Source organism: Blastocatellia bacterium (genome assembly GCA_016713405.1).
Classification (GTDB): Bacteria; Acidobacteriota; Blastocatellia; order Chloracidobacteriales; family JADJPF01; genus JADJPF01.
Map to the genome: position 1 here is coordinate 300676 of JADJPF010000007.1, position 14778 is coordinate 315453.

At 33.5% G+C, this 14778-nt stretch carries 11 protein-coding genes and 1 pseudogene; 10 read left to right on the plus strand and 2 right to left on the minus strand.

Going from position 1 to position 14778, the window contains the following annotated elements:
- The first annotated feature begins 225 nt into the window (after positions 1–225).
- Positions 226–3327, plus strand: coding sequence for a TonB-dependent receptor (locus IPK14_11755; GenBank protein ID MBK7994062.1), 3102 nt, complete (start codon positions 226–228; stop codon positions 3325–3327).
- A gap of 160 nt (positions 3328–3487) precedes the next feature.
- Entirely contained in the window at positions 3488–5695 is a 2208-nt protein-coding gene (locus IPK14_11760; protein MBK7994063.1) for a S46 family peptidase, read from the plus strand.
- A gap of 56 nt (positions 5696–5751) precedes the next feature.
- Here IPK14_11760 and IPK14_11765 read toward each other — a convergent pair whose 3' ends face one another.
- Both IPK14_11765 and IPK14_11770 read right to left on the minus strand, forming a co-directional pair.
- On the minus strand, positions 5752–6450 hold the full coding sequence (locus tag IPK14_11765; GenBank protein MBK7994064.1) for a TIGR04282 family arsenosugar biosynthesis glycosyltransferase: 699 nt from the start codon (positions 6448–6450) through the stop codon (positions 5752–5754).
- A 10-nt stretch (positions 6451–6460) separates the two neighbouring features.
- Entirely contained in the window at positions 6461–6844 is a 384-nt protein-coding gene (locus tag IPK14_11770) for an MGMT family protein (GenBank protein ID MBK7994065.1), read from the minus strand.
- A gap of 113 nt (positions 6845–6957) precedes the next feature.
- Between IPK14_11770 and IPK14_11775 the strand changes: the two genes are divergently transcribed.
- The 8 genes and pseudogenes from IPK14_11775 to IPK14_11810 all read left to right on the plus strand — a co-directional run bounded on the left by IPK14_11775 (position 6958) and on the right by IPK14_11810 (position 14778).
- Positions 6958–8847, plus strand: a complete 1890-nt coding sequence (locus IPK14_11775) for a serine/threonine protein kinase (GenBank protein MBK7994066.1) — start codon at positions 6958–6960, stop codon at positions 8845–8847.
- A 166-nt stretch (positions 8848–9013) separates the two neighbouring features.
- Positions 9014–10690, plus strand: coding sequence for a hypothetical protein (locus IPK14_11780; GenBank protein ID MBK7994067.1), 1677 nt, complete (start codon positions 9014–9016; stop codon positions 10688–10690).
- A gap of 85 nt (positions 10691–10775) precedes the next feature.
- Positions 10776–11408, plus strand: coding sequence for a hypothetical protein (locus IPK14_11785; GenBank protein MBK7994068.1), 633 nt, complete (start codon positions 10776–10778; stop codon positions 11406–11408).
- A gap of 63 nt (positions 11409–11471) precedes the next feature.
- The gene (locus IPK14_11790; protein MBK7994069.1) at positions 11472–11840 is read left to right on the plus strand and encodes a hypothetical protein; all 369 of its coding nucleotides are present in this window, start codon (positions 11472–11474) and stop codon (positions 11838–11840) included.
- Positions 11786–12139: pseudogene (locus IPK14_11795) on the plus strand (TolC family protein). Before IPK14_11790 ends, IPK14_11795 begins: the two are co-directional and overlap by 55 nt.
- Positions 12116–12787 (plus strand): TolC family protein, encoded by a 672-nt coding sequence (locus IPK14_11800; GenBank protein MBK7994070.1) that lies wholly within the window; start codon positions 12116–12118, stop codon positions 12785–12787. The pseudogene IPK14_11795 and the gene IPK14_11800 overlap by 24 nt, the downstream one beginning before the upstream one ends.
- Positions 12788–12821: 34 nt before the next feature.
- Positions 12822–13961, plus strand: a complete 1140-nt coding sequence (locus tag IPK14_11805) for a cupredoxin domain-containing protein (protein MBK7994071.1) — start codon at positions 12822–12824, stop codon at positions 13959–13961.
- 202 nt (positions 13962–14163) lie between these two features.
- Entirely contained in the window at positions 14164–14778 is a 615-nt protein-coding gene (locus IPK14_11810) for a hypothetical protein (GenBank protein ID MBK7994072.1), read from the plus strand.

Here is a 14778-nt window from a genome sequence, read left to right on the forward strand (position 1 = left end):
TAGAAATACTAACCCTATTATAAAGTGTCGTTTATCAAAATTCCCTAGTATCAAAGAATCTTGGTCTGCAATTTGCTTTATAGAATAAGAAAACCCTGGTCGTTATATCTGCTAATAACTGTTCTATAAAGTAATAAGGAATAGTTATTAGCAAAACTTTTTAGGGCGATTTCCCTAAGATTCTTTGAAATATAAATAATTCTCTCACTCTACGAGGAGGTAGATATGCACAGATTGTCTGTTAGAGTGTTGACCATACTAGCATTTGTACTAGCATTGGCCGGCGCAGCAGTTGCTCAAGTGACGACGGGTGTTATCGTAGGTACTGTTACAGATCAAACAGGTGCTGTTGTTGCAGGTGCTTCTGTAACTGCCATCAATAAGTCAACTGGTTTAACAAAAACAGTAACAACTAATGAGCAAGGCGAGTATGAAATTGGTCCGTTGCCACCAGCCGAATATGAAGTTACTAGTGAGGCTAGTGGTTTTACAAAAATTATCCAACCGGGAGTAATAGTTAATGTTAGTTCCCGCATTTCCGTAACCTTTACCCTTAAACCTGTAGGAACAGAAGAAGTAATTACTATTTCTGGAGAAGCAGGAGCCACAATTGAAACTACAAATACTGTAGTTCAAGGTGTTATCGATAATCGTCAAGTCAAACAATTACCTTTAACTGGTCGCACATTTTCTAATTTAGCTGTACTTGTTCCAGGTGCAAAACCAGTAGGAGCTTTTGACCCAACTAAAGCTCGTACAGGGACAGTTTCACTTTCTGGTAGTAGTGGACGTGATGCTAATGTTTCTGTAGATGGTGGTGATAATAAAGATAATGTGGTTGGTGGTGCAGTACAAAACTTTACTACTGAAGGCATTCAAGAATTTGTAGTACAAACCCAAAACTTTTTACCTGATACAGGTCGTTCTGCTGGTGGTAATATCACTGTAGTAACAAAAAGTGGTACAAATGAATTACACGGAAGTTTTGTACTTTTTGAACGTAACGACCGTTTTAATGCTCGTGATAACTTTAACCCAGAATTTGACCGTGTTACAGGTGATGGCCCATTTGCTAAACAACCTTTTGACCGTCAAAATATAGCTGGTAGTTTAGGCTTCCCAATTATTAAAGATAAATTTTTCTTTTTTGGGGCTGCTGAATATACTAGAGAAAATATTTCTGTAGTAATTTCCCCAAACTCAGTACGAGAATTAAAAGCATTAGATACTTTTGCTCGTATGGGTGCAATTCCTGGAGTTGCATCTGTAGCTGCACTTTCCACAGTTCCAACACCTTTCCGCGATACTCAATTTCAACTACGCGCAGATTATAGATTTAATGATAGACATCAAGCTTATGCCCGTTATGGTCATCAAACTAATAAGCTTGTTAATGACCAAATACCAAGTAATGCTGATATTACTTCTTCTGCACGTACAACTAATGAACTTCGCTCTATTTTATTAAGCGATACTTATACAATTAGCCCTAGCGTAGTAAATGTATTTAATTTTCAATTTACTAAGTTTGATAATCGTATAGTTGAAAATACAAACGCTCCTTTAACATTAGTCTTCCCAAGTGCTTTGTTTGGTCGTAATCCAAATGTTCCTCAAACCACTTTCCAAAATAAATTTCAATTTAAGGAAGCTGTTTCTGTAGCTAAAGGTCGTCATAGCTTAAAATTTGGTGTAGATTTTGTTTATGTACCTGTTTTAGCTGGTACATTTGATTTTAACTCTGTTCCAGAAGTTGATTTTAATACTGATCCAAGCCAAATACTTGCTTCTGGTGGAACACTAAGTGATATTAATGTAGTTGATCTAGTAATTCTATCTGATGGTAATAGTCGAGTAGATCAAGTTGTTAAACAATTTTCTTTTTATGGTCAAGATAGTTTTCGTGTAAACAATAAGTTTACCTTTAATTATGGTGTTCGCTATGATGCAGACTTTGGTTTTTATGATCCAAAAAACGGTTCATATGAAAATAATCGTGGCGTTCAAGCACTACGTCGTATAGGAGTATTTTCTCCTAATGGAGGCGTTCCAGAAAACGATAAAAATAACTTTAGCCCACGTATAGGTTTTGCTTATGACCCAACAGGTAGAGGTAAGGCTGTACTTCGTGCTAGTTATGGTCTTTTCTATGACCAAATTTTTACCAACGTACAATTTTTTGCACTTCAACAAACTGGAGACAATATTTATACTTCAGTTTTATTTGATCCAATTCGGTTTGGTATTGATCCTTTACCAAGACAAACTGGCAGCGTTCCAAATGTACCCGCAAATGGTACATTGCGCTTAATTGATCCAAATATTGTTACTCCTTATTCACAACAAACTTCTATCAATTTCCAATATGAACTTAAACCAGGGTTTATCTTGGAAACACAATATATCCATATTCTTGGTTTGCATGAATTTGCTAACTTAGAATTAAATTCTCGTATTGGTGCTGCTAATCCAAACTTTGTTGTTGGTACACCTTCAAGCCAAAATCCACGTAGCTTAACACCAAACTTTCTTGCAAGTGGTCAACCTGCATTTGGTAGAGTTCGTTTTGCTGCTTCTATAGGTCGTTCCAGATATGATGGTTTTACCATTGGTATTAATAAGCGTTATGGTGGTGATGGCCCCTTTAAGTACCAGTTTGGCTTTAATTACACCTTAGCTCGTACCTTAGCTTATGGTGGCCCAGGACTAGGTGCTTCACGTAATGATTTTGGTAATACATTTGAAAATCAATTTGCTATGTTTCGTCCTATCGATTTAGGTCGTACAGGTGAAGATGCACGTCATCGTGCAGTTATCAACGGTATTTTAGATATGCCTTATGGCTTCCAAGTTTCTTCTATTATTCAAGCTGAATCTGCTCGTCCATTTGCTGTTGTTGATGGAAATGACCTTAATGGTGATGGCCGTTTTGATGATTTTGTTCGTGTTGATGGAAATGGTAACTTTATCCAGTTTAATCCTGGCGATAGACCTGGTAGTAATGGTAGAGTTTTAGGAATAAATCCTGGTCGAGGTATTCCATATTTCCAAGTTGATTTACGTGTAACTAAAAATGTTAGATTTGGTGAAAGACTTAAAGCAGAAGGTTATGTAGAATTCTTTAATCTATTTAACCGTGCAAATATTGGTAATAACTTTAATGGTGATATTAGTTCTACTATAGCAACAGGTAAAAATACTGCTCCTCGTAACCCTGTCAATCTACAAGATTTACAACCAGCAGGTTTACTTGGTAGTGCTTTTGGTGCTGGTACAACCGTAGGTATTCCATTTCAAATGCAATTAGGTTTCCGTATTAGCTTCTAGTTTAAGCTAACAAATTAACTTTTAGAAAAACCGATAGAAATAAAAATCTATCGGTTTTTCTTTTCTTCTTCTCACTAACTTATTGAAACAAATCATTTTTTCTTTTATATTCAAAGATTGTCAATCCCTGAAAAATCTAATATATAAAGGATAGAGTTTCATGAACCGTAAGTTATTTTGTTTAGTAATAATGTTGGTAGTCACATTAATATTACCTGTTATTCAATTAGCTGATGAAGGAATGTGGCTAGTACAAGATATAAGTAAATTACCTATTGCTCAAATGAAAGCAAAAGGACTACAACTTTCAGCAGAAGAAATTTATAGCCCTGCGGGTTTAAGTCTAAAAGATGCTGTTTTTAAGGTTAGGATTGGTGGCGGTGGATTTGGGACAGGATCATTTATTTCTTCCCAAGGTTTAATAATCACTAATCATCACGTTGCTTTTGATGGCATTGCTGCTGTTAGTACACCAGAAAAAAATTACTTGGATCAGGGGTTTGTCGCCAACTCTCAAACTGAGGAAATCCCATTAAAAGGCTATGCCCTTAATATAACTAAAGAAATAAAAGATGTTACAGAAGAAGTTCTTAGTGCAGTAAAAGCAGGGATGACTCCTGAAGAAACACAAAAAGCTATTGATGCTAAACGAAGAGAGATAGCCGAGGCTGCACATAAGCAAAAAGAAACTATTGAGTATGAAGTTTCTGAAATGGTAGTTGGGCTTAAGTATCAACTTTTAGGTTATGAAGTTATTAAAGATGTTCGCCTTGTTTATGCTCCTCCTAAATCAGTAGGATTTTTTGGAGGCGATGATGATAATTTTATTTGGCCGCGTCATACAGGTGATTATACTTTCCTACGTGCTTATGCTGCGCCTGATGGCAGTTTAGCCCCACATTCAGATAAAAACGTTCCTTATAAACCATCAAAATTCCTTCCTATTTCACTAAATGGTTATAAAGATGGAGATTTTGCTATGATCCTTGGTTATCCAGGTCGTACTTCTCGGCTAGCAGAGTCTTACTCAATGGATTTTCAGCAAAATATTTTTTTACCATTTTTAGTAGATCTCTTAACTGCAAGAATTAATATTTTAGATGAAGCAGGAAAACAAGATCCTGCAAAACAGCTAGCTTATGCTTCAGAACGTTTTAGCTTAAGCAATGCACTAAAAAATTTCCAAGGCTCATTAGAAGGAATCAAACGCACTCGTTTAATTGAGAAAAAACAAGCTGAAGAAACTGCATTTAAGAAACAAATTGCCCAACAATCGGCACTGCAAGCAAAATACGGTGAATTATTTCCAAAGCTAGAAAAACTTTATGCTGAACGAAATGCTAATTATTCTAAGAATGCAATTCTAGGTGGACTGCTTAATAATGTTGGAAGTTTAAGAATAGCTAGTTTAGCTGTTGGACGTGCTTTAGATAAAGAAAAGCCAGAAAATGAAAGATCTCCTCTTTATGCTGATGCTAGAGTTGAACAGTTTAAGAGCAATATACCTAATTTATTAAAAGATTCAGATCCAAAACTAGATGCTAAATTAATAGCATTATACTTAAACAAAGCTTTAGATTTGTCAAATGGGCAAAAATTAGCTCTTATTGAAGAACGCTTAGGTGGTAAACAAGGGGAAGCACGTCAAACAGCAGTAGCAGAATTTGCTCGTCAACTAACAGAAGAATTTACACAAGAAAGCTTGACCAAGTTATTTAGCTCATCTCTTGCAGATATGCAATCTAATGCAACACTTAAGTTTTTAATTGAAGTAAGCAAAGAAGTTGAAAAAACTCGCAAAATTGAACAAGAATTTGCTGCCAATCTTCCTAAACTTCGCTCACTTTATATTGAAGGTATGTCTACACTTAAAAACACTCTCTTTTATCCTGATGCTAATGGAACTTTGCGCTTTACCTATGGTGAAGTAAAGGGTTATAAGCCTCGTGATGGTGTCTATTATGATTATTACACCACTTTACAAGGTGTTGTAGATAAAGACACTGGAAAAGAGCCTTTTGATGTTCCTTCTTCGATTAAACAAATCCTTTCTAGCAACAGTTTTGCTCCTTATGATGATGCTAACCTAAAAGAAATGCCTGTAGCATTTCTTACTACTAATGATATCACTGGTGGTAATTCTGGAAGCCCTGTAATTAATGGACGCGGGGAAATGATAGGAGTTGCTTTTGATGGTAATTATGAAGGATTAGGTAGTGATTATGGTTTTAATGAAGCACAATCACGCACAATTTGTGTAGATATTCGCTATGTATTGCTTTTAGCTGAACGTATGGCAGGAGCAAGCGGTATCTTCAAAGAATTAGAAATTCGTGGTAAAGCTGCTACTGCTAAAGCAGCAAAATAGATTTTTAGTAAATTTAATAAAGCCGGAAAGCGAATTTTTACGGCTTTATTATTTAGCTATGTTTTAAGAGTTATTTTTTTAAGTAATTCAGCAGTATTTGGACAATTTTTAGCAGACTTAGATATTTTGATATCTTCTTTAAGCTTAGTTAGATCTTTTAAGGTATCAATATCATACCAAGATGGTAAGCAAAAAACTTCCAAGGATTTCTTTTTAGCACAAGTAATAGTTTCTAAAAAAACTTTTTCTGTACTCCAAGAAATGTTGGTAAAAAGATCTACTAAATTTTCCACCCTTTGGTTAAGACCTATTAAATAATACCCTCCATCTAAAGTTTCTCCTAAAACCAAATCAAAATTTATAATTTTTAATATAGCTTCTTGTAAATATTCAATTGGTAAATTTGGGCTATCTGTTCCCATAATTATTACAGCTTTATATTTTTTGGCAAATAGCTCTAAAAAGGTTGTTGATAGTTTTATACCTAAATCTCCGCTGGTTTGATAAGCAATATTTATGTCTTTTATTTGCAATATGTTAGGTAACTTAACAAGAGTTTCATTCCATATATCAGTAAGATATAAATAGCAATCAACATTATTTAATTGACAAACTTGATTTAAAGAGTCATTAAGAAAAGCTAAGTAAAATTCTAGTGCTAATTCCTCGCCAACACTAAAAGCTAAACGAGTTTTTACTTTTCCCAAAATAGGAGATTTTGCAAATAATACTAAAGCAATATTATTTTTTCTCATTTTCAAATAGTTAGCTCTCTTTTTGATTAATATTGGGTTGCCATTGAAAGACTTTTAAGTCTATAAATCCTTGTTGGTTAAAAATTATGCCTTCAGTTTCTAATAAATGTTGTTGAAGGCTAGGAGCAAAATTTAATAGTTTTTCTGTAGAAATACCTCCTCGGCTATTAACTACTCTATGCCAAGGAATTTTACGGCCATCATTAGGTGTAGCTTTCATTGCCCAACCAACGCCTGCGGCAGAAAGGCGTTCACCTAAAAGACGGGAAATTTGTCCATAAGTTGCTACTTTACCTAAAGGAATTTGTAAAACTATTTTATAAACTTGTTCAAAAATAGAGCTAGATTTTTCTAAGTTTTTAATTTTGCTTGCAGCTAGATTTTTTTTGGTCATCTATATTGCTCCAAGTGGTTTGCTTACTTAAGATTAAAAGAAATTTTATGTTATATTTAGGATTAAAGAAAATCTTAGTCGCTTAAGAGTTGGTATAAAAATAAGGAAGTTTTATGAGTAACAAAGATGAGCTAATTATCCAACTTGCTTTGCAAAAAGGTTTAGTTAGTGAGACAGACTTAAATTTAATTAAAGAAAATATTGATAATAAAGAGGTTGTACATAATGAATTAGAAGGTTTAATGGAAGCAGGTCTTCTTAGTAAGGCAATGTGGAGAGCATTAGAACAAGAAGTAGAAGCACGTAAAAATAGCCCTTCTTTTGTACTTCCTTTTTCTATTAAGCAGGAAGTTTTAGCTCATTCTCAAGTCTATACTTCTTCTGGCAGAAAAAAAGTTGATACAGATGCAAATGCTGTAGATTTTACCAATACAACTAAAACAAGTTCTACAATCTCAAGAGAGTTAACCCAAGATCCTAGTAATTTAGTTAAAGCAGGACGCTATGATTTAATTAAACTTCTAGGTGAAGGAGGTATGGGAAGCGTTTTTCTAGCTTATGACCCAGATTTGCAACGTTATGTAGCAGTAAAATTTCTTCATAGTGGTGATAAGGAAGCAACTCAGAGATTACTACAAGAGGGACGCGCACAGGCAAAAATAGAACATCCTAATGTTTGTCGAGTTTATGAAGTAGGGAAATTTAATAACCGTATCTATATTGCCATGCAATATATTGACGGGGAAATCCTTCCTAAATTAAGTACAAAATTAAGTTTAGAACAAAAAGTAAAAATTATGTCTGATGTGGCTGAGGGTCTTCATGCAGCACATAAACAAGGACTTATTCACCGAGATGTTAAACCTCAAAATGTAATTGTTGAAAAAACAGAGGATGGGCAATGGAAAGCCTATGTTATGGATTTTGGCTTAGTTAGAGAAGTTTCTCAAAAAGGTATGACAATGACAGGTGAAATCCTAGGCACACCTTATTATATGTCTCCTGAACAAGCTCATGGTAAAACTGAAATGCTAGACCGACGTAGTGATGTTTATAGCCTAGGAGCTACCCTCTATGAGCTTTTAGCTGGTAAACCTCCTCAAGAAGGTGCAGATATAATGGATTTGCTTAAGCAAATTGCTATGGAAGAGGTTAAACCACTACGAAAAATAGATCCACAAATACCTATAGATTTAGAAACCATAGTGATGAAGTGTTTAGAAAAAGAACCACAACGTCGTTATGATTCTGCAAAAGCTTTAGCTGATGATTTACAAAGATATTTGGCAGGTGAGCCAATAGAAGCAAAACAAGCAGATATACTTTATCGTTTACAACGCCTAGCTATCAAGCATAAGGTTGTAGTTATTCCATCAGCTATTATTCTAGTTATTCTAGTTATTTTTGCTATACAAATTCACTTTACTAATTTGAGAGTAGAACGGGAAAATAAATTAAACCGTGAAATAGGTGCGCAACTAGAAGAAATAGAACATATTACACGTCATAGCCATATGTTGCCATTGCATGACATTAATAGGGAGATGACTTTAGTAAAACAACAAATAGAAGAACTAGAAATAAAGGTAAAAGAATTAGACAAAGATGGCCCGGCTAAACATTATGCTTTGGGTCGAGCCTACCAAGAAATTGATAAAACTCAAGAAGCTTTAAGAGAGTTAGAACTTGCTTGGCAAAAAGGTTATCAAGAACCTAAAGTAGCCTATGCTTTAGGCATTTTGTTAAGCCAAGTTTATAGCAGACAACTACGAGAAATAGACCAAATTCCAGATGCTAATACTCGTGACTTAGAACGTGAAAAATTACAAAATCAAATAGGCAACCCAGCACTTAAATACTTACAAATAAGTAAATCAGGAGTAAATCAAACTGAATATGGTGAGGCCTTAATTGCTTTTTATGAAGGAAAATTGGAGTTAGCTTTGGATAAAGCTCAAAAACTTTTAATAAAATTCCTTGGTTTTATGAAGCAAAACGCTTAGAAGGGGATATTTATGCTAGTTTTGGTGACAGAAACCAAGCAAAAGACAATATTCTGAGGCAGAAAATTTTTACCAAAAAGCACAAGATGTTTATCAAGAAGTAATAAAGATTGCTGCTAGTGACCCGGAAAATTATGACAAACTTTCAGACTTGTTTTCTAGAAGAATGATTTCTAGTTATGCTAATGATGAGAGTAAAAAGCTAGATGAGTATTCTAAAGAAATAATACAAATAACAGATTTAGGTATAAAAGTAGATCGCTACAATAGAGAAAATTATACTAGAAGAGCGACTGCTTATTTTTATTCTGGTCTTTACCAAGCAAAAAAGTTAAATCAAGATCCTAGTGAATACTACAAAAATGCTATTACTGAAGTTCAACGAGGAATTAGAAATAATGTTGCTTTCCCAGAAATTTATGATTTGATGGGAAGTATTTATGCTTATTATGGAGAATATTTATTAGAAGTAGGAAAAGATCCTATTGAAGAATTTGAAAAAAGTATTGAAGCTTATAACAATGTTTTTAATATAAAAAAGGATTTTCTACCAGCTTATGTTAATTTAGCTAGAGTTGCTAGTTTAGAAGCACAATATAAAATTAGACAAGGACAAGACCCTAGTGCAGTTCTTCAACAAGCAATTAATACTTGCCAACAAGCAATTGCAATTAACCCTAAATTTCATGAAGCTTATAATAAACAAATATTAATCTACACCATAAAAGCACAATACTTATTAAATAAAGGAGAAGGATTTGAAAAATTAATAAAACTTGGAGAAGATAATTTTACTAAAGCTATTTCTCTATCCCCTAATAACCTAATTACTTATAATTACATGGGCATGCTGTATTTACAGCAAGGCGATTATTTAAGCTTATTTGGTCAAAACCCTAATTCTAGTTATGATGCAGCAATAAAAAACTTCCTATACTTTATTACTCATGGCACTTATAGCCCTGTTATTAATTATTTTAATATTGGATCTGTTTATCTTGGTAAAGGAAGCTACCAATTATTTTCTGGTGAATCCCCATTAGATTTTGCTGACCAAGCCATAGCTAATTTAGATAAATCTATAACTTATAATAACAATTACACGCTAGCATATATAGGTAAGGCAAGAGCTTATTGGTTAAAAGCAGTGTATAGCTTAAAACAAGGTGAGTCTCCTTTAGAGTGGGTAAAATTAGTAATGGATAATTGTGACAAAGCTTTTAGCACTAATCCAAATGAACCTTTTATATATGTTAACCGTGCTACGGCACATTTAGTAAAAGCAGAATATTTACTAAATAAAAAGCAATCTCCATTAGAGGAAATCAAACAAGCTATTTTAGCAACAAACAAAGCAAAAGAACTAAAACCAGGGGATAATTACAATTTTTTTCTAATTGCAAGAGCTTATTACTTAGAAGCAAAGTGGCTAATTTTACAAAATAAATCAGCAGAAAAGGCATTAAATGATTGTCATCAAGCACTAGAAGAAGGCTTAAAAATTAGTCCTAAAAACACTAATATCAATGCTTTACTTGCTAGTGCATTTAGCTTAGAAGTAGAATCATTAATTAAACAAAACTCTAAAAATGCTGATGAATTTGTTGAAAAAGGAGTAAAAGCAAGTGAACAAGCACTAATTGCTAATGCAAATAATGCAGATGCTTATGTTAGCAAAGCAGAGCTTTATTTATTATCTGCTAGTATTCAAACAGATAAAAACAAGGCTAAAGAATTGGCTATAAAAGCTCAAGAGTCGCTACAAAAAGCTCTTTCATTAAATAAACTTTTGGAAAAGGAAAACCAAATTTTAGCTGGCAAAATTAATAAAGCTTTGTCCTAAAGAAATTATTCGTTGTCTTAAACCTTCAATGCCACGTAGTGGCATATGAGAATAGACTAGCCCTAAAGGGCTAGGAGTTATAAAAATGATTAAAAAAGTCTTTATTATTGGTATTTTCTCTTTTTTAATTTTTAGTCTTTCTTCATTTGTTTTTGCTCATGGAGGAGATGACCATGCGGATGAAGCAGGAGATCTTCCTATAGCACAAACAGGACAACTTAATAGCAAACTAGCTAAAACTAGTAATACAGAAATTTTACTTAAATATGCTACTCCTATAGCACAAACAGAAACTTTAGTTAAAATTTTTGTGACAGATTTAACAACTAATGAGCCTATTAGTAATGCTCAAATAAAGCTAAATTTTAATTTTCTAGGGAATTTACAAACTAGCAAAATATCTTATGGTACAGTTTATGCGGATGCTGCTAATTTTGAGGCAGTTGCGGCAACTACAAATAGCCCTGGAATTTATCAAACAAAAGTAACATTTCCCCAAGTAGGCAATTATGGGTTAAAAATGCGTATTGCTGGTAGCAATATTGATGCTAACACTAGTATTTCAGGTATTGTTGCACTAGAAAAACAAGTTGTTATTAGCTCAATTAGTTGGCAACAAATTATTTTTATAAGTAGTGCTACACTACTACTTATGTTTTTTATTTGGCTTTTCTATCGCAAAATAGCTTTATTTAGGCAAGTTCAAACTAAAGCTTAAGAAATAGTTTTATTTATGAAGAAGAATTTTTATTATTTTATCTTTGGTATTTTATTCATAATATTGAATTTAACAGTTATCAAAGCACAAGAAAAACCTAGTCAAACAAATCCAGAAAATGAGTTTTTGCAAAAAATAGACCTTGCACAATTTCCAACACCTATTTATCAACAATATATTGGGAATGGGGTTACATTAGATTGGTTAATTAACCAATCTCTAACAAATAATCGGAATTTGTTAGCAGCACGACAAACCCGCGATATTCTAGCAGCTAAACGCTTGCAAGCAGGCTTAAGACCTAATCCACAAATTAGCGTGCAGTTTGGAAGCGACCAACTTGCTAGCCGCACAGGTGAATATGACTTAGATGCTACTTTTCCCAACCTTTTGAACGTGGTGGAAAGCGTCAAAAACGTGTTCAAGTTGTAGAGTTAGAACTTGCTCAAGCAGAAAAAGAAATTGCTTTTCAAGAGCAAACTTTACGCTCAGAAATTTATACCCAATATATAAACACTCTTGCTACAGCTAAAACCTTAGAATTACTAGAAAAGCTAGTTGCTCTTACTCAAGAAAATCTTCGGCTAGTAACAGTAAAATTTGAACAAGGTGAGGCAGCTAAATTAGACTTACAACTAACACAAGTAGAGCTAAACCGTTGGAAAAGCGTTCTTCTGCAAACAGATTTACAAGTAAAAGCTAGTATTTTGCAGCTTAAAACTTTAGCTGGTTTAGAGGCTGATACAGCAGTAAAATTAACAGAGTTTTTTCCTACTCAAATAACTAGTCAACTAGATTTACTAGATTTACAAACACAAGCTTTAGCTAGTCGCCTAGATTTACAAGCAGCACGTCTTAAAGAAGAACTTTCACAAGCACAAATTGATTTAGCAACGGCTAATGCTAAAGCGGATATAAATCTTTTTGCGACTTACTCAGAAGAACGAGAAGTTGAAGATATGGTAGTAGCTAGATCGTCTAATATTAATAGAAAAATCGGTGTTGGCATCACCATCCCTCTAACAATAAATAACCGTAACCAAGGCACAATTGCACAATTTACCGCTACTAAAACACAAATTCGCTACCAACGCGAACAACTAGAACAACAAATTAAACAAGAAGTTGCACTAGCTCTTAATCGTTTAGAAAGCTCTAAAGAAACATTAAAACTATTTGAAATAGATATTTTACCTAAGGCACAGGATAACTTAAAAATTATCTCAGTTGCTTATCAATTAGGTGAACAAGAGCTTTTAGCTGTTATTGCTGAACAGCGTCGTCTAATAGATTTTCAACAGCAATTTATTCAAATAAATAAAGAATATTACTTATCTTTAGTTGCTTTAGAAAAAGCAATTGGAGGAAAAATAAACTAACTTGGCAAGACCCAAGTTTGGAGGTTGTCACTCAATGAAAAAAAAAGCAATATTAGTTTTAACATTTTTCTTAAGCCTACTTTTATTGGCTTGCAATCAAACAACAGAAGAAAAAAAAGAAGATAAGCCTAATGTAGAAAAGAAAAAACAAGTTTATTTTAATGTTAGTTTAGCTACTGAACCAGGTGAGGTAAAACCAAAAGAAAAAGCTAAACTTATTTTCTCTATTCAAGATAGCACTACTAAAGATGTTGCTATCAATGATTTAGAAATAGTTCATGAAAAACCTATACATTTAATTGTTACTAGCGAGGATCTTTCATTTTTTAATCATATTCATCCACAACCAACAGGTGATGGAAGCATTTATGAAGTAGAAACAGAATTTCCTTTTGCTGGTAAATACCGCTTTTATATGGACTATAGCCCTAAAAGTGTAGGTCATCGTCTAGCTCGTCTAGAACTTAATGTTTCTGGTACTCCACAAGCGGCAGTTCCATTAGTTGTAGATAAAACCGATAGCCAAATAGTTGACGGCGTTAAAGTTACAATAAAGCCTGAAAAGCCTTTTCAAACTAATGATGCGCTAAATTTAGCCTTTTTACTAGAAGATGCTAAAACAGGTAAACCACTTACAGATATTGAGCCTTACTTAGGTGCATTTGCTCACTTTAATATTATTAATCAAGACCATACAGAAAATTTACATGCTCATCCGCTTAAAGAAGCAGAAAGCAAAGATGCTCGTGGCGGCCCCGAAGTTAGCACTAGAACAATTTTCCCTAAAGCAGGTCTTTATAAAATTTGGACTCAATTTCAACGCAATGGAAAAGTTATTGTTGCTCCTTTTGTTGTTAATATTGCTGAAGGTAAATCCTTAGAAACAGTTGCTGCAACAACTGATTCTGGAGTACAGAAATTAAAAGTTACTGTTAGTGAAAATGGCTATGAACCTACTAATTTAGAACTTAAATCAGGTGTTCCTGCACAAATAGCTTTTTATCGAGTGGATGAAAAAAATTGTGGTAATGAAATTTTATTTACTGAGCTAGGTATTCGTAAAGACTTACCTCTTAATAAAGAAACAGTAGTTGAATTTACTCCAGAAAAAGACTTAAACTATGAATTTACTTGTGGCATGGGAATGCTTAAAGGCAAAGTTGTAGTCAAATAAAAAAGATAAATTTTCTAAAATTTAAAGTAGATATAGCCTAGGGTGATATTCCTAGGCTATATTTATGTTGGTTGTTTTCTAAAAAATAGGTGATTTCTAATTGTTTTAATCAGAAAAAAAAGGTTAAAGTAATAACCACCAAACCTGTAATTAATTTAACTTTTTGAGCTAATAAACTTTAGAAAAAGTAGAGGGTTATCTAATGAGTATGGCAGAAGAGAAAAGAAAAAACCTACCAACAGAAACAAAACTTGTTGCTGTTGAAGATACTAACAAGAATGCTTTTACTAGCAGCGATCTATCAGGTGGAAATTTAGACAAAGTCCGAGAAATATTATTTGGCTCACAAATGCGCAATTATGAAAAAAGATTAGCTCGTTTGGAAGAGAAAGTAGTAAAAGAAACAACAGACTTAAAAGACGAAATGAGAAAACGTTTTGACAACCTAGAAACTTATATTAAAAGGGAATTAGAGTCTTTAGCTGATCGCTTAAAAGTTGAAGAAAGAGAACGCTCAGACAACACTAAAGAGCTTTCCAGGGAAATAAAAGATTCTTCTCGAATGCTAGAGAAAAAAGTTACTCAATTAGATGACAATTTAATTAAAACCCAACGAGAACTTAACCAACAAATTACAGATAAATCCAAACAATTATCTGATGAAATTAGAAATAAATATGAAGAACTCTTAAACTTAATTAGCCGCGAGGCTGAAGAATTACGCCTTGATAAAACTGACCGTACTACTTTAGCTACTTTGTTTACTGAAGTAGCAATGCGTCTAAATAATGAATTTAAGATTCCAGGTGGAGAATAA